This window comes from Maridesulfovibrio sp. (assembly GCF_963677005.1).
Taxonomy (GTDB): domain Bacteria; phylum Desulfobacterota; class Desulfovibrionia; order Desulfovibrionales; family Desulfovibrionaceae; genus Maridesulfovibrio.
This window is the reverse complement of the sequence record NZ_OY781616.1, coordinates 2,738,693-2,754,396: the sequence shown is the minus strand read 5'-3', so window position 1 is coordinate 2,754,396 and position 15,704 is coordinate 2,738,693. Positions and strand designations below refer to the sequence as shown.

Annotated in this window: 13 protein-coding genes; 2 read left to right on the top strand and 11 right to left on the bottom strand. The window is 49.8% G+C overall.

Features of this window, described 5'->3' with window-relative positions; genetic code table 11:
• Positions 1 to 64: 64 nt before the first annotated feature.
• Positions 65 to 1,171 (bottom strand): glycosyltransferase family 2 protein, encoded by a 1,107-nt coding sequence (locus ACKU4E_RS12180; protein ID WP_320171347.1) that lies wholly within the window; start codon positions 1,169 to 1,171, stop codon positions 65 to 67.
• A 178-nt stretch (positions 1,172 to 1,349) separates the two neighbouring features.
• Complete coding sequence (locus tag ACKU4E_RS12175; protein WP_320171346.1) at positions 1,350 to 3,386, bottom strand: methyl-accepting chemotaxis protein; 2,037 nt, start codon at positions 3,384 to 3,386, stop codon at positions 1,350 to 1,352.
• A gap of 264 nt (positions 3,387 to 3,650) precedes the next feature.
• Between ACKU4E_RS12175 and ACKU4E_RS12170 the strand changes: the two genes are divergently transcribed.
• Positions 3,651 to 4,250 carry a MarC family protein gene (locus ACKU4E_RS12170; protein ID WP_320171345.1) on the top strand — a complete coding sequence of 200 codons (600 nt, stop codon included), beginning with the start codon at positions 3,651 to 3,653 and terminating at the stop codon, positions 4,248 to 4,250.
• Positions 4,251 to 4,273: 23 nt separating this feature from the next.
• A complete protein-coding gene (locus ACKU4E_RS12165) occupies positions 4,274 to 4,495 on the top strand; it encodes a hypothetical protein (RefSeq protein WP_320171344.1) in 222 nt (73 codons plus the stop codon).
• Between the two features lie 95 nt (positions 4,496 to 4,590).
• Here ACKU4E_RS12165 and ACKU4E_RS12160 read toward each other — a convergent pair whose 3' ends face one another.
• The 9 genes from ACKU4E_RS12160 to ACKU4E_RS12120 form a co-directional block, all read right to left on the bottom strand.
• Entirely contained in the window at positions 4,591 to 5,304 is a 714-nt protein-coding gene (locus tag ACKU4E_RS12160; RefSeq protein ID WP_320171343.1) for an ABC transporter ATP-binding protein, read from the bottom strand.
• A gap of 3 nt (positions 5,305 to 5,307) precedes the next feature.
• On the bottom strand, positions 5,308 to 6,480 hold the full coding sequence (gene livM, locus ACKU4E_RS12155) for a high-affinity branched-chain amino acid ABC transporter permease LivM (RefSeq protein WP_320172636.1): 1,173 nt from the start codon (positions 6,478 to 6,480) through the stop codon (positions 5,308 to 5,310).
• Between the two features lie 28 nt (positions 6,481 to 6,508).
• On the bottom strand, positions 6,509 to 7,411 hold the full coding sequence (locus ACKU4E_RS12150) for a branched-chain amino acid ABC transporter permease (RefSeq protein WP_320171342.1): 903 nt from the start codon (positions 7,409 to 7,411) through the stop codon (positions 6,509 to 6,511).
• 66 nt (positions 7,412 to 7,477) lie between these two features.
• Positions 7,478 to 8,611: a branched-chain amino acid ABC transporter substrate-binding protein gene (locus tag ACKU4E_RS12145; RefSeq protein ID WP_320171341.1), complete on the bottom strand. Its 1,134-nt coding sequence runs from the start codon at positions 8,609 to 8,611 to the stop codon at positions 7,478 to 7,480.
• 28 nt (positions 8,612 to 8,639) lie between these two features.
• Positions 8,640 to 9,395, bottom strand: coding sequence for an ABC transporter ATP-binding protein (locus ACKU4E_RS12140; protein WP_320171340.1), 756 nt, complete (start codon positions 9,393 to 9,395; stop codon positions 8,640 to 8,642).
• A 708-nt stretch (positions 9,396 to 10,103) separates the two neighbouring features.
• A complete protein-coding gene (locus ACKU4E_RS12135) occupies positions 10,104 to 10,784 on the bottom strand; it encodes a hypothetical protein (protein ID WP_320171339.1) in 681 nt (226 codons plus the stop codon).
• A gap of 21 nt (positions 10,785 to 10,805) precedes the next feature.
• Positions 10,806 to 12,026, bottom strand: a complete 1,221-nt coding sequence (gene qmoC / locus ACKU4E_RS12130) for a quinone-interacting membrane-bound oxidoreductase complex subunit QmoC (protein ID WP_320171338.1) — start codon at positions 12,024 to 12,026, stop codon at positions 10,806 to 10,808.
• A gap of 14 nt (positions 12,027 to 12,040) precedes the next feature.
• Entirely contained in the window at positions 12,041 to 14,308 is a 2,268-nt protein-coding gene (locus ACKU4E_RS12125; protein ID WP_320171337.1) for an FAD-dependent oxidoreductase, read from the bottom strand.
• 6 nt (positions 14,309 to 14,314) lie between these two features.
• Positions 14,315 to 15,550: an FAD-dependent oxidoreductase gene (locus tag ACKU4E_RS12120; protein ID WP_320171336.1), complete on the bottom strand. Its 1,236-nt coding sequence runs from the start codon at positions 15,548 to 15,550 to the stop codon at positions 14,315 to 14,317.
• Between the last annotated feature and the right edge of the window lie 154 nt (positions 15,551 to 15,704).

Genomic DNA, 15,704 nt, shown 5'->3' with positions numbered 1-15,704 from the left:
TTGTTGCTCATTGTCTTTTTTTACGGCCGGGCCATTAGAATCAGTTTTCCTGCTGAGATTGCGGTTAAACCTTTGATGGATCGAAGCCCAGCTCCTCTAAAATTTCATCAATATCTTTAATAAGCGATATGATTTCAGGTGTAGTCTGGGCTAAACTGTCCTGAAATTCATTACGGATTTGGGTTGAAATAGCCGGCGGCAGCTTTCCTATGGTGGGGAGGGAAACAGCTCTGCACATACTGTTAACAATAGCATTATTCAGTTTGTGCTGTGCGAAAACAGCCAGTTTGGGGCTCATAAAATTTAACCAGGCAAGTTTTCTGTAGTGTTCGGGAGTGGCTTTTGTCCCTTTGTATTCATAATAGTCAGGGTAGGTTGTTTTAATTAAATTCTGCAGTTTATAAAGATAATCGGTGTTTGGCGTATCAAAGTGGGAAAAACAGTACCAAACTGAATTGATATATGTACAATTTACAAAATGCGATACTACTTCGTCGTTGTATTTTTCATAATATCCGCGTTTTTTACATTCCTCCAGGTGCACGAAACCTGTAGTAATCCGGTCATCAATTCTATATGTGTTACGCTCTTTTGTCGTAGATTCCGGGTGCATTCGATAATAGTATAAATTTTCAGGGACACTTGCTGTTTTAGGGGTAAGTTTTGTCAGAACCCACCCTATTGCGTTATCTTCAAATACAACATTTTCCGGAAATCTTAGGTCTTCCCATACTTCTTGCTTAAACAAGGAAGTCCATAATCTGCGTCCCGGTGGAGGAATCTTTTCAATCCTATCGTCGGAGTAATATTTATTGTAGCTGCAAAAGGTGACATCGGCATCTGAACTCAGCGCTTTTTTGTAGAGTCTTAAATACATGTTTTTATCGATAAAATCGTCGCTATCAACAAATCCGATATATTTCCCGCGAACTCTATCAAGGCCTATATTCCTGGCTCCACCTTGGCGAATATTCTTATCTAAATATATGCATTGGAAATTATCAAAAGTAAGTTCGAATTTTTTTAGAATATTTCTACTGTTATCTGTTGAAGCGTCATCTATGACTATGACTTCACAATCCTTAAATGTCTGAGATGCTATTGATGTCAGGCACTGACTTAGATATTTAGATGTGTTGTGAACTGGAACCACGATACTTATTAGCGGCATATGAATATCTCCACAAGGATAGGATGAATAATCGTAGCTCTTTTAGCATGATGCGGCCTGCATCTCAATGTTAAACAATAATCCTTCCTTCCAAATATGGTACAGAACTTAGGGCCTCCGACAGAACTGTGGGAGGCCCTTTTCGTTATCATAGAATCGGTTTTTCAGAAGACTGGGATCAGAATTTTTCAAAATCGCTGTCCGAGAAATCGTTATCCATATCCAGGCTCACTCCCGATCCCGGATTTGGAGCTTTCGGTTCAGGGTCGGGCAGGGCTGCCTGTCTGCGGCTGCGTGGCGAGGCCGGAAGTGATTTCACCGTATGAACATGATTGCCAACCTGGAAAAATCCCATTACCTGCTGCAGCTGTTCTGCCTGACTGGACAGCTCTTCGGAAGTTGAGGCCATTTCCTCGGAAGCGGAGGCGTTCTGCTGGGTCACCTGATCAAGCTGCTGTACAGCCTTGTTGATCTGTTCCGCGCCGCTGAGCTGTTCGCTGCTGCCTGCAGTTATTTCCTGAACCAGTTCTGCGGTCCGTTTGATGTCCGGAACAAGCAGGGTCAGCATTTCACCTGCTTTTTCGGCCACGGTGACGGTATTTGATGAGAGGTCGCCGATTTCCCGTGCAGCTTCACCGCTTCTTTCGGCCAGTTTACGTACTTCAGCCGCTACTACCGCAAATCCCTTGCCGTGTTCGCCGGCGCGTGCTGCTTCTATCGCGGCATTGAGTGCCAGCAGGTTGGTCTGCCGAGCGATTTCTTCGATGATGGAGATCTTTTCGGCAATGTTTTTCATTGCATCCACGGCCTTGCCTACCGCAACCCCGCTTTCCTCAGCCTGCTGTGAGGATTTTACCGCAATCTGTTCGGTCTGTTGGGCGTTGTCGGCATTCTGGCGTATGTTCGCGGTCATTTCTTCTATTGAGGCCGAAACCTCTTCCACGTTTGCGGCCTGTTCGGTGGAAGCCTGGGACAGGCTCTCTGCGGTGGCTGAAAGCTCCTCACTGCCGGAGGCTACGTTTTCCGAAGAACTGCCCACTTCAGCGACTACCTCGGCAAGTCTTCTGACCATTTCATTCAGAGCCTGAGCAAGTGTTCCGACTTCATCCTTCTGATCTATGTCCAGGGTTCTGGTGAAATCTCCGCGGGACATACGCTGTGCAAAATTGACCCCGAGAAGTATCGGTCCTGTTATCGCCTTGGTCAGGATTAATGCGGTAAGCAGTCCTATGATGAGGGCCGCGATGGCGCCGACAATCAGTACTGTGTTTGAAGTATCCATCTGGCGAAGCATTTTCTGTTTCTGGTCAGCTCGTGCGTCTCTACACTGTTTGTCTGCAGCCCTTGCCGCATCAACCATTATCTTGTCTGCATTGACCTGTTCAGCCATGAGTTGTGTGTATTTGGTGAAGTTGTTCTGATAGCGGTTTATGCTTTTGAAAACTCCTTCCACCTGGGCAATATTGGCCGGGTTGGAGAATCTGGATTTCATATTTTCCAGAAGCTCCAGTATGTTCCTTGCATTCTCGTTCACCACCCCGATGTATTTTACATCGGATGAAATGATATAGTTTTTTTCACTTGTACGTGCTGATAAGAACCATTTTATGGCTCTGTTGGCGTCGTCTGCTTTGGACAATTTGTCTTCAATGTCTGCCTGCCCCTTGGAGTAGGCCTGCGCAATTCTATCCAACTGGCCGTTACGGACTTCAGACAGGATTCTTTCCTGTGTACCGGCCAGGATTCCTCCCAACTGCTGTTTCTGGGAAGAACGGATCTTCTCCAGTTCATCCAGAGCAGAGCGGGCGTCAGTGCGCATCATTTCCATTGTTTTGGAACGTTCGCCGACAAGTTCAGCATAACTGTTGAATGCCTTGCTGTAGTTTTCCACCGCCCGTGACAACTCTGCCATCTGCTGGTGGTTTACCTGCTGGCTGAATTTCTTGTCCGTTGTCGAAGTCTGCTCCCTGAGTGCAGCCAACAGTTCTTCATGTTTTTTCAGATAGCTCTGGTCCGCGCGCAGCATGTAATTTTTCTCCTGCATGCGCAGCTCAAGAATCATGCGAACCATTCTGTTCACATCATCGGCTTTATCGACTCTTTCCTGTATTCCGGCCATTCCGTTGAATCCGACATATGCCATTGCGGCGGTCAGAAAAATCATTAAAGCAAAACTGATCCCCAGCTTTAAACCCAGTTTTAGATTTTTAAACATGGTTGGCCCCCGATTCTTTATGTATGATAAGTTTTATTATTTCCAGATTATGCTTATAGCATAATTACGATCTCAGGTGGAAGTGATTTTGTAAAAAAAAGCATGCACTCGTTAGCTTGGAACTACTGAAAATAAAAAATTGAACATGCGTAAAATAAGCGTTGATTGTGGTGACCATGATGTGTAGAGAGCTTGTTTTTTATAAGGATGAATCCGGCGGTTCCGCCGAAAGAATATTTTAGAATAAATTTATGGGAGGGCGTTATGCTCACCGTTTTTTTTCAAACCTATCTCAAGTTGTTTTTCATTCTGACCCCCTTTTTCGCGATTTCTGCGTTTTTATCCCTTACTCAGGACATGACCCCGGCTGAACGTCGAAACACCGCGATGAAGGTCACTGTGGCTGTTATAACCATATCTCTCATCCTTTACCTGTATGGACGTTATATCTTCGAACTGTTCGGCATTACCCTTGATGCGTTCCGTATAGGCGCAGGCGCCGTGCTGTTCCTTTCCGCTTTGAATATGGTCAGCGGGGCGGGCAAAAAGTTCGAGGCCGGTAAGGATGACGACGATATTGCCGTGGTCCCGCTGGCCATGCCTATTATGGTCGGCCCCGGAACCATCGGTGCTCTGCTGGTCATGGGTTCTGCGGTTAACGGCTACAGGGATATGCTGCTTGCGTGTTCTGCTCTTGTGGGGGCTGTATTAACAGTAGGAATTCTGCTATTTCTTTCCTCAAGTCTTAAGCGTCTGCTGGGAAGAAGGGGACTTAACATAATGAGCCGGTTGACCGGGTTGTTGGTCGCGTCCATTGCCGCCCAGATTTTCTTTACCGGGTTGCGCAATTTCATGTTGAAGTAGTTTGCTGTTAAGGAGGAGTACGAATGGAAGGTGGTAAAAAGCTGACAGACAGATTTCTTGTTGCGCTTTTCAGGAGAGGCAAGGAGGAGTTTCTGCCTGTTTCATACCTTAAATCCGAGGGAGATAAGGTGCTGGCAGGAGGGGAAACGGACAGGCTTCCAGCTCTGCTGAAAGAGATGGTGGAAAAAGGCGTCTGTGCTGAGCAGCAGGGTAAATACAAACTGCTCCGGGACCCGTTTGCATGATTTCAGGTCAGGTGTTCGGCTGTTTTTTTCAGTGGAGCATAAAAAAGTCCTCCGGGAAATTTTCCAGGAGGACTTTTTCCTTTAGGAATTGTCGGCTATTCGCCGAGATACGCCTTCTGAATCTCGGGGTTGTCCAGCAATTTGGAGGCTTCATCCTCAAGGACTACATTACCGGTTTCCAGCACATAGCCGCGGTGGGCCATGCTGAGGGCTACCTTGGCATTTTGTTCCACCAGAATAATGGTTGTACCCAGTTTGTTGATCTTGCTTATGATGTCGAATATCTGTTTGACGATCAACGGCGCCAGACCTAGTGAAGGTTCGTCCAGCAGAAGCACCTTCGGACGGCTCATCAGCGCGCGTCCGATCGCCAGCATCTGCTGTTCTCCGCCGGAGAGTGTTCCGCCGGCCTGTTTACGCCTTTCCCTGAGGATGGGGAACATGCTGAAGACCCGTTCCATGTCTTCCGCAATTCCGCTGTCTTTACGGAAAAAAGCGCCCATATCTAGATTTTCTTCAATTGTAAGGCGGGGAAAAATGCGGCGGCCTTCCGGAACCTGGCATAAACCCATTGAGGGAAGTTTGTCGGAGCTGACGCTGTTGATACGCTTTCCCCGGTAATAGATGTCCCCGCTTGTGGCTTTGACGATGTTGCAGATGGTCATCAGCGTTGTGCTCTTGCCTGCGCCGTTTGCGCCGATGATGGATACTATCTCACCTTCGTGCGCACATATGCTGATCCCTTTCAGGGCTTTGATGCTGCCGTATCCGGAGTGGACATCACGCAGCTCTAAGATCGGTTCAGACATTTATTAATCCTCTTTGTCCGCTTTCATTTTACGTTTGGGAGGCAGAAGTCCCTGCGGCCTGAAGAGCATCATCAGTGTCATGACCCCGCCGAAGACCAGCATGCGGTATAGTTCGAAATCCCTGAAAATTTCCGGCAGCGCGATGAGGGCCAGCGCTCCGAGAATTACACCCGGAATGGAGCCCATGCCACCGAGAACAACCATGGAAAGGACCATTGCCGATTCAAGGAAAGTAAATGATTCCGGACTGACAAAACGCATCCGCGCTGCATAGAAAGCCCCGGCCATACCTCCGAAGCATGCTCCTGTGCAATAGCCGAGCAGCTTCATGTAAAAAGTGGGGATGCCCATGACTTCCGCGGCCGTCTCGTCTTCGCGGATGGCTTCCCATGCCCTTCCTATTCTGGAGTAATTGAGCCTGTACACGGCGATTACCGTGAAGACCACAAGTACCAGAATTACGTAGTAGACAAGGGAAAGCTTTTTGAGCCAGAGGTGTTCCAGTGAAAAGCCGTTGGCAAAATCAGGCCAATATATTCCGGGAGCTTTGATTCCGGTTATTCCGTTTGGACCGTTGGTCAGGCTCATCCAGTTGTTGAATACCATGCGGACTATTTCTGCAAAGCCCAGCGTGACAATTGCAAGGTAGTCACCGCGCATTCTCATCGAGCAGTATCCGATAATGCAGGCTCCGATTCCGGCCACAGCGGCACTAAGCGGCAGGCACAGCCAGAAAGCCAGACCGTAATGGACCGAAAGAAGGGCGTACGTATAGGCGCCGAGCCCATAGAACGCGATATATCCGAGGTCCAGCATGCCGGCGAGACCTACAACTACGTTAAGGCCGAGGCCCAGGCATATGTAGATCATGCAGTTGATGGCGACGTCCTGCGCATAGCGCCCGAAAAGGTGCGGATATGCGATGGCAAAGGCCAATACTGCGACTATCCAGATTGTTCCGGGCAGGGCGGTTGCGGTCTTGCCCAGTTTGTCGGCGGCTTTTCCGGCCGGTTTGGTAAAAAATTTGAATGCACCGGTGCTGTTCAACTGATAAATGACCAGAATGGATGAACAGGCGAGCGCTATCTTCCACCACAGGGAAAAGGTGGTGGCGATTTCCAGTCCTTCAGGCTTGATCCCGATCAGGGGCCAGAGCAGGACGAACAGCCAGATCATCCCGACGCCCAAAGAAGTCCAGTGTTTCTTAAACTCTGGTGTCGTCAATGTTCTCTCCCATGATTCCAGACGGTCTGAAGTAAAGCACCCCTATGAGTATGAGGAACGCGAAAACGTCTTTGTATTCTCCTGAAATATAGCCGGCCGCGAATATTTCCACCATGCCGATTATGAATCCGCCGATCATGGCACCGGTTATGTTTCCTATTCCTCCCAGAACAGCTGCGGCAAATGCCTTGATTCCTGGAACAAAGCCCATATCATAACGGACAGAACCGTAATACAGACCGACCATGATTCCAGCTGCGGCAGCCAGACCGGCGCCGATGGCGAAAGTGAGACTGATGATCGTACTGGCGTTTATGCCCACAAGTGCGGACATAATTTTGTCCTGAGCCGTGGAGCGCATGGCTTTGCCTATCCTGGTCTTGAAAACAAGAAAATTGAGTGCGACCAGCAGGAAGGCTGTAAGAGAGACAATGAAAAGCTGCATGTAGGAAAACATGACCGAGCCGAATTCAAATCCGCCCTGGGTGATTTCCGTCGGGTAGGCTTTGTCGTAGACGCCCTGAGTGAGCATCAGCCCGTTTTGGAGAAAAATGGACATGCCGAGGGCGGAAAGCAGTACCGAAAGTCTCGATGAACTGCGCAGGGGCTTGTAAGCCACTTTTTCCACAGCCATGGCCAGCATTGCGCAGTAGGCCATGGCCAGAATAAGAGAACCGGAAAGACATACCCATGCAGGTGCTCCCTGCGAAAGCAGGTAGCTCATGAAGATAACACCGACATAGCCGCCGGCGGCGAAAAATTCTCCATGCGCGAAGTTGATCAGCTGGATGATGCCGTACACCATGGTATACCCGAGTGCTATCAGCGCATATACGCTGCCCAGGGTGATACCGTTGATGAGTTGTTGAAGAAAATATTCCATGTAAGTCCAGGGGCTGTGCGTGAAGGCCCCGGCCGGTTACGGCCGGGGCCGGCTTTGCTTGGTCTTCTAGTAGAGCTGTCCTGTTGCGGGGTTCCAGTAGTTGATGAACTTGCCGCCCTGGACCTTACGGATGATGTAGTTCGATCCGGAGTCTCCGTTGGGTTTGAATTTCACGTGCTTGGTAGCACCGTCGTAGTCGAGCTTCATGAGTTCTGCTTTTACTTTGTCCGGGTCGGAGGACCCGGCGGCTTTTACTGCCTTGAAATAAGCCATGGCGCTGTCGTACGCATAGCCGGAATATGCGCCGGGCTCACCGAACTTGGGCTGGTAGCTGGCGTAGAATTCCTTGTATGCCGGTGCATTGTCGTCAATAAAGCCGAAGGTCAGGTAAACATTTTCAGCTGCGTCTTTGGCGATGTCGATCAACTGGGGATGGTAAACTGCATCCTGGGCAAGGCGGACAGCCTTGATGCCCATACGTTTGGCCTGAATCAGCATAAGTGCGCCGGTGGCGGAGTTCTGCATGGACATGTAGAATACGTCCGGATTGCTGTCCTTGACCTTGGTCAGGATTGCGGAAAAGTCTTTGTCTCCCTGGTTGACGTGCTCGTGACCGAGAACCTTGATTCCGGCTGCCTTGCACATCTTTTCAACGCCGTCAGCCAGACCCTGTGAATAAGCGGTCTTGTCATCTACGATGTAGACTGATTTTGCGCCGAGTTGTTGCTGCATGAACTGCAGAGCGATAGAACCCTGGTCATCGTCACGTCCGCACATGCGGAACATGTAGGGCAGACCGCGGGAGGTTACTTTCTCATTGGTGGATGCCGGGGTGATCATGACGATTGATTCTTCGTCAAGCACTTCAGAGGCGGGCAGTGTTGCACTGGAGCAGTATGAGCCGATTACGCCAACGGCATTTTCGTTGATAAGTTTGTTGGCGGTGGCAACGGCCTGGCGGGGTTCGCAGGCTGTATCCTGCGGGAGTACTTCTATGGAGTCGAAGCCGGGGATTCCGCCCTGACTGTTGATTACTTCCACAGCGGTGAAGACGCCGTTTTTGATATCGTTCCCGTCAGCTGCGTATGGACCGGTAAGGGGTCCCATTGTGCCGACCTTGAGGGTTTTGGCAGAAGCCATACCTGCGGCCAGCGTAAGAATCGCTGCGGCCAGCAGGACTGTCATGATCAAACGTTTCATAAAATGAGCCTCCCTAAAGTAAATAATGTTAGTTACCCAGATATGCCTCAATTACAGCAGGATTATTCTGAATTTCTTCAGGGTTACCCTTTGCAATCATTACACCGTGATCCAGCACCACAAGCCGCTGGCAGATACCCATGACAACTTTCATGTCATGTTCAACCATAAGCACGTTTATGTCCCGGTCGGAAATTTTCCTGATTGTTTCCATCAGTTCCGAGCTTTCTGCAGGGTTCAGGCCTGCAGCTGGTTCATCAAGTAGGATGGTGGTAGGTTCTGATGCCAGCGCTCTTGCAATTTCGAGTCTGCGCTGATGTCCGTATGGTAGGCTGGAAGCAATTTCATCTGCATAGCTGTCCAGTTCTGCAAATCGCAGTTCTTCCATTGCCTTGTGTTTTATCCGTTCTTCCTCTTTTTTCTGAGCCGGGGTGCGGAAGATGGCTCCGAATACCCCGCAGGAAGTACGGGAATGCTGCGCGACCATGACATTTTCGAGGGCTGTCATGTTCTGGAACAGGCGTATGTTCTGAAAGGTGCGGGCAATTCCCTTATGAAGCACCTGGTATGGTTTCAGCCCGGTCATTTTTTCACCGTTGTACTCAACAAAACCTCCGGATGCCGAATACACTCCGGTGATAACATTGAAGACCGTTGTCTTGCCTGCTCCATTGGGACCGATCAGCCCCATTATCTCTCCCTGCTTCAGAGAGAAATTGACCTCTGTCAAAGCCTGCAGTCCGCCAAAGCGAACACTCACGTCGTGTAAATGAAGTTCTGCCATATTGGACATACCTATACACTTGTATGTTCTTAAAATCAAGATTGTGAGAGATTTATATTTCTTGCAGTCCTGATTTGAAGAATAATTATTCGTAGCAGCAATGGTTAACAGACACAGGCAAAAGCCTTTTGATTACAGAGTCAATCGCTAATGTGCTGCTTATTAAATACAAGGCGACTGTTAATGAAAAACACAAGTTGCATAACTTAACTATATTCTGTGTTTCATTGATATTTTATAATATTTATATAATTTTATTAAAGATCAGATAGGATCATACAGACATTTACGTTAAATAAAAGTCTTTTTTTGCTTACATTTTTGTTCTTTAGTTTCGCATTTTTTTCAATATTGGCTAAAAAAATAAAATGCAGTTGCTTGTACAATCAAGATCATTTTTTTAATGTGTAAATATAAGCTTTTCACGGTTTTGGCATCGATATTTTCTTTAATGAAAAATGTTAAGTTTACTGCTGTACAAAGTGCGCTCTTTTTGTACGCAAAAAAAGCAAATACAAAACCGACAATAAATCCATTTGTTGATTCTGCAACGCACCTATACAGTGTATTCGGCTGCTTAAACATAGTCGCAGATAATGTTATTTTGCGCAGATTTGTATTTCATTCCTGCAGAACAGAAAAAGCCCCGGATCATTTCTGATCCGGGGCTTTTGTAATCTTCGTCAGAAGACGGTATGCGCTATCGGCCTACCATGCGTCGTCTGCAAAGGGGTCGCTGCCGAAGCCGAAGTCTTCAGCAGGAGCGCCACCGGTTGCAGGAGCACCGGCGGAACCGGCGTCTGCTGCGGGAGCTGCAGGAGCTGCGCCGGCAGCAACGGTTACAACACCGTTCTTTTTAACGTCTTCTATCATCTTGAGGAGTTCATCAACCTTGCCGATGTACTCTTCAACTTTAGCCTGTGAAGTGACGATAACCTTGTCGCCTTCGTCCTTGCCGGAAGCTTCGAAAGCTTCACATTTGCCTTTGTATTCAGCCATGGCTTTTTCGGTTTCACCGAGTTTGCCTTCAGCTGCAGCGAGTTTGGTTTCGAGGTCCTGAATTTTAGCTGCCTGGTCGCAGACAGTGGAACGGTAGTCGGCCAGTTTAGCGAAAATGGCGTCAACCTGTACCATTACATCACCGGGCAGTGCGCCAACGGAAATGTTGTCGCCGAGTCCGGCAACCTGTCCGGCTTTCATTTTAGCAAGTTCAGGATGCTGTTCGTAGATCCATGCTTTGGCCATAGCGGCTGCAAAGGGTTCGAATTCAGCGTCGATATCTTTCTGGGTCATGTAGGCCAGAAGTTCCTGAACAGAGTTGTTGCTTTCGCCACCTTTGATGTAAGAAACGAAGGTGCTCATGGGGAAAGTTTTACGTGCTTCAGACATGATTTGTTCCTCCTTGCTCTATTACAGAGTAAAAGTCTTTTCTTCACGGACCGGCATGGGGAGACGGCCAATGTATCTTGCATAAGTTAATGCTGCGGTCCTGTAGACAAGGTGTCCGAGTTTGGACCACGGCAGATAGACAAACATCATGAATACGGCGATCAGGTGCACGTAGTACATGGGGTATGCGAGAACAGCTACGCCGAGGAGACGCAGGAGTTCACTCATTACACCGGTTACGGCAATCGTCCAGATCAGGCCGAGCAGATACCAGTCATAGTAGCTTGAACCGTGTACTTCCTGGTCCTGGTTCAGGCGACGTTTGGTGAGCAGTACCAGGGAATATACCAGAAGTACTGCACCTACGTTGGCCAGAATCTTGACCGGAGACCACAGCGGCATGGGAGTGTGTCCCAGAGGCGCAATGAAATGAACAATCTTTCCGCCCCAGTGAGTAACAGCAACCACACCGGTAACAACCATCAGGCAGATGAAAGCGAGCATGATCAAACGGTGTCCGTTGAATTTCTGCTCGTCTGCTTCGTCGCTGTCGCCGCATTCTTTCCACTTGGCGTGAGTCAGCAGTTCGTTTTTACAAACGTCTATGAAACACTCAAGCATGCTGGGCTTTTCAGATTTGTCACCTACAGCAAAGACCTTAGGCTGGTCCTTGAAGGATTCAATGAGGCTTTTCACTCCTTTATAGAAGGTCCAAACCATGAAACCGAAGGCAATCATGAAGATCGGGTCAATGGTGAAATCGCCGGGGAAAAGGTATCCGTAAACAATTTCACCGTCTTTCAGGGGGAAGAAAGAACCGCGAACTCCGGCCATAATGAACCAGATCACCAGATAGATTGCAGCAGGAATGGCAATCAGTTTGGGCAGGTGCTTGGGGGAGCTCATCCATTTACCGATAATGGATGGGGTTGCTATCTTCTGATAGGCCATGTTGCGCAGAGCTGCGAGAAGGTCGGCCGGACGAGCGCCGCGGGGGCACAGGTCGGAACAGGTTCCGCAGTTGTGGCACAGCCATATATCAATGTCATTTACAAGTTTATCCTTAAGGCCCCACTGAGCCCAGACCATTTCCTTACGCGGATAGGGGTTGGCAGCAGGCGACAGGGGACAGGCTACAGAGCAGGTTGCGCACTGGTAGCATTTTTTGAGGCCTTCGCCACCGACTTCCTGAAGTTCTTTGATGAACTGCAGATCCGGTTTAATGCGAATATCTTTCTGCATATCGCGTATACCTCCTAGTAGCCCTTGAACGGGTTGGGACCGATCTTTACCATGGCTTTGACAAAGTCATCGATCATGCCGGGAACCTTGTCGTATTCGTCAATGGCCAGTTCAGCCTGAACAACACGCTCAGGTTCAACACCGAGTCTGTTCAAAGATTCTGCCACGTTTTCCATACGGCGGTTACACAGTTCAGAACCCTTCATGAAGTGGCACTGATAGTCTTCACCGTATTTGCAGCCGAGCAGAAGAACGCCGTCAACACCCTTGGACATTGCATCTGCAATCCAGATGGTGTTCACGGAGCCGAGGCAGCGAACAGGGATTACACGAACATAGGGAGACCAGCCTTTTCCGCGCATGGCTGCCATGTCGAGAGCCGGGTAGGCATCGTTTTCACAGGCCAGCACGATGAAGCGGGGTCCGCCTACTGCCATGTCATCAGGTACTTTGACCTGTTTGATCATGGAACCGATCATGTCGATGTTGTAGTTGTCGAAGCCGATTACACGCTCGGGGCAGGCACCCATGCAGGTACCGCAACGGCGGCAGCGTGACGGATTCGGTTTCGGTGTTCCTTTTTCATCATCATCAAGTGCGCCGAAAGGACATTCCTCGGTGCAACGCTTACACTGTGTGCAGCGCATGAAGTTGAATACGGGGTAGGTGGAGTCTCCGGAGCGGGGGTGAACAGCAACACCGTGGTTGGCGGAGTTGATGCACTGAATAGCTTTGAGAACGGCACCTGCTGCATCCTCGCGGGCCAGTCCCATGGACATGGGCTGACGAACACAACCGGCGGCATAGATACCGGTACGGCGTGTTTCGTAGGGGAAGCAGATATAGTTTGAGTCTGCGTATCCGTCGAACTGCTGAAGATCGGGGAAAGCGGGACCCTGTCTGTATACAAGGTTGATGGTCGGATCGTGAGCAGTGGTCGGAACCATGCCGGTGGGCACTACAACCAGATCAGCTGCGATTTCGATCTTTTCGCCAAGCAGGGTGTCATCGGCTGCGATAACCATGGAGCCGCCTTCTTCCTTGATGGAAGTGACTGTTCCCTTGGTCAGCATGATGCCGGGGTTGTCCTGCGCTGCGCGGTAGTAACGCTCATTGATACCCGGGACCATCATGTGGTCGTAAATGATGTAGGCTACAGCATCGGGGTTCTTTTCGCGTACATAGTTGGCCTGCTTGAGAGAGACAAGGCTGTTGAGTTCGGAACTGTAGGGAAGATGTTTCCAGGACTCCATGTCCTCATATACGAAAGTCTCTTCTTCCTCTTCCGTTTCAGCAGCAGCCTCTGCTTCTTCCTCGGTTTCTCCGGCAGCGGCTTCCTTAGCGGAAAACTCTGCTTCGCTGAGGCGGGTATCGAGCACGAAAGCGACCGAAGAGGCATTCATTTTGCCTTCTTTGACCATCTTTTCAAACTCTGCAGCAGTAACGACTTTGGAACTGCCGTAGCCCATGGGCTCAACGTATTTGGTATCCTGAGGAACCCATCCGGTTGCCAGAACACAAGCGCCTACAGGCATTTCTTCAACGCCGGAAGCGGTCTTGATTTTGGCGGTATACTGTCCCGGTGCGCCTTCAAGAGCCTTGAGCTGAGCGGAAGTCATGACTTTGATTCTGGAGTTGGACTGAACTTCAGAAATCAGTGCGTCAATGCCGGTTTCGTGAGCTTCAAGGTAAGGATAGGAAAGAGGGAAGGTTTTGTACATCCCGGCTGCCTTGCCGCCGAGAGTTGCTTCCTTTTCCACCAGGATTACATCGTGGTTGGTTTTTGCAGCGTAAAGTGCTGCGGTGAGGCCGGTAAAACCGCCGCCGAGAACCATGACCACCTTGTTCGCATCAAAAGCCTGAGACTCCTGAGCGTTGGTTTTGGTCAGTCTGGTGATTCCCATATTGACGTATTCATTGGCCATTATCTTGAGGAGTTCAGGAACTTCGCCGTCCGGGTCGGGCATGGTGCCGTCAGGGTTCCTGAAAACCTTGATGCACTGTTCACGCAGGTTGACTCGCTCGACAACGACACCGTCAAAGTCGAAAATATCCCAGTCAACGCGAGGGCTAGTGCCGCAGATACATACTGCGTCAACGCTGCCAGCGTCGATATCTTCCTGAATAAGCTTTCTGCCTTCCTCACTGTTGAGGCGGGGGTGTACCTTGATTACAGGACACACACTCGCGTGAACACGGCCGACAACTTCGGCCATCTCTTCAGCGTTGAGGTAAGGAGAGACGCTTGCTTGGTCGAAATAAACACCGATTTTTTCGGGCATGTCGACTTACCTCCCTATCACCGTTTGAATCGCTTTGAGAGCGGCAGCGGTACCGGACTGGGCTGTCTTCATGACATCCAGCGGCTGTTTTGCACACCCTGCAGCGAAAATGCCTTGTTCCTCTCCGCCGACAATAAAGCCCTGGTCGTCAACCTGCACGCCGGAAGGAACCGGGGTGCCTGCGAGGCTGGGCTGCATACCCGTGGCCAGGACAACGAGGTCGTGTTCGTTCTGAGCCTTGATGCCGGTAACAGCGTCCTCAACGGTGACAAGCACGTTGCCTCCGGAAGTTTCTGCTATTTCGGCAACCTTGCCCTTGACGGCGTTGATCTTGTCATCGGAAAGAATGCGCTTTGCGAACTTGTCGTAGCGTCCCGGAGTACGCAGGTCGATGTAGTAGATGGTGACCTTGGCATCGGGGTACAGATCGCGGACATATGCGGCCTGCTTGAGCGAAGCCATGCAGCATATGTAGGAGCAGAAATTAAGATGGTTTTCATCGCGAGAACCGGCACACTGTACGAACGCGATGTTCTTGGGTTTTGCACCGTCCGAGGGACGTACAATCTTTCCACTGGTGGGGCCGCTGGGAGCTGCGAGTCTTTCCATCTGCATGTTGGAAACACAGTTCTTGACGGTGCCGGCACCGAGGTTGGAGAGTTTGGTTACATCGTAAGGCTTCCACCCGGTTGCGTATACAATGGAACCGACGTTGAGGGTGATGACCTTTTCCTCGTCCTTAAGGTCGACAGCTGCGACGGACTCGAGGAGTTTGAGGTCTTCATCGGTGCAGTTTTCCTTTTCAAGAACATACCTTGCGGGAAATGCGAAGGGTACGTCCATGTAAAGGGCTTTGCGGTCGCAGAGCTTGAATTCGAATTCATCAGTGACGTCATTGGTCAGTTTGGCGATGACTTCGGTAAAATCTGTGCTGCCGGGACCGACATATCTGGGTTTGATGCGGACCTTGACTTCAAAATTACCCTTGGAACCGCTGATGGATTCCACTTCAGCCAAGGTAAAGAACTTAACGTTCTTGTTTTTTTTGATTCTCTGAAACTGAATCTCCAGACCGCAGGAAGGAGGACACAGCTTCGGAAAGTATTTATTCAGCTGCATCACCCGGCCACCCAGATACGGCGCCTTCTCCACGATGAAGACTTCATGGCCTACTTCAGCGGCTTCGAGAGCAGCGGTTATTCCGCTGAACCCGCCGCCAACGACAAGTATGCTATTTGACATTCTCTATCCTCCTGAACTCTTTGAGGCCCTTAGCCATAAAATGGCCCAAACCCGGACACCGACCTTAGGTCGCAATACGGATTCAGACCATTTCAGTGCTTGCCGAAGAAGAACGGCTGCGGGCCGTAAGGCCCGCAGCCGCGATTATCAATCC

Bases quoted from the DNA above. Each gene is read 5' to 3' on its own strand.
- ACKU4E_RS12175 (WP_320171346.1), bottom strand. From the start codon at position 3,386: ATGTTTAAAAATCTAAAACTGGGTTTAAAGCTGGGGATCAGTTTTGCT.
- ACKU4E_RS12140 (WP_320171340.1), bottom strand. From the start codon at position 9,395: ATGGCAGAACTTCATTTACACGACGTGAGTGTTCGCTTTGGCGGACTG.
- ACKU4E_RS12160 (WP_320171343.1), bottom strand. From the start codon at position 5,304: ATGTCTGAACCGATCTTAGAGCTGCGTGATGTCCACTCCGGATACGGC.
- qmoC (WP_320171338.1), bottom strand. From the start codon at position 12,026: ATGCAGAAAGATATTCGCATTAAACCGGATCTGCAGTTCATCAAAGAA.
- ACKU4E_RS12180 (WP_320171347.1), bottom strand. From the start codon at position 1,171: ATGCCGCTAATAAGTATCGTGGTTCCAGTTCACAACACATCTAAATAT.
- livM (WP_320172636.1), bottom strand. From the start codon at position 6,480: ATGATCTGGCTGTTCGTCCTGCTCTGGCCCCTGATCGGGATCAAGCCT.
- ACKU4E_RS12120 (WP_320171336.1), bottom strand. From the start codon at position 15,550: ATGTCAAATAGCATACTTGTCGTTGGCGGCGGGTTCAGCGGAATAACC.
- ACKU4E_RS12145 (WP_320171341.1), bottom strand. From the start codon at position 8,611: ATGAAACGTTTGATCATGACAGTCCTGCTGGCCGCAGCGATTCTTACG.
- ACKU4E_RS12125 (WP_320171337.1), bottom strand. From the start codon at position 14,308: ATGCCCGAAAAAATCGGTGTTTATTTCGACCAAGCAAGCGTCTCTCCT.
- ACKU4E_RS12135 (WP_320171339.1), bottom strand. From the start codon at position 10,784: ATGTCTGAAGCACGTAAAACTTTCCCCATGAGCACCTTCGTTTCTTAC.
- ACKU4E_RS12170 (WP_320171345.1), top strand. From the start codon at position 3,651: ATGCTCACCGTTTTTTTTCAAACCTATCTCAAGTTGTTTTTCATTCTG.
- ACKU4E_RS12150 (WP_320171342.1), bottom strand. From the start codon at position 7,411: ATGGAATATTTTCTTCAACAACTCATCAACGGTATCACCCTGGGCAGC.
- ACKU4E_RS12165 (WP_320171344.1), top strand. From the start codon at position 4,274: ATGGAAGGTGGTAAAAAGCTGACAGACAGATTTCTTGTTGCGCTTTTC.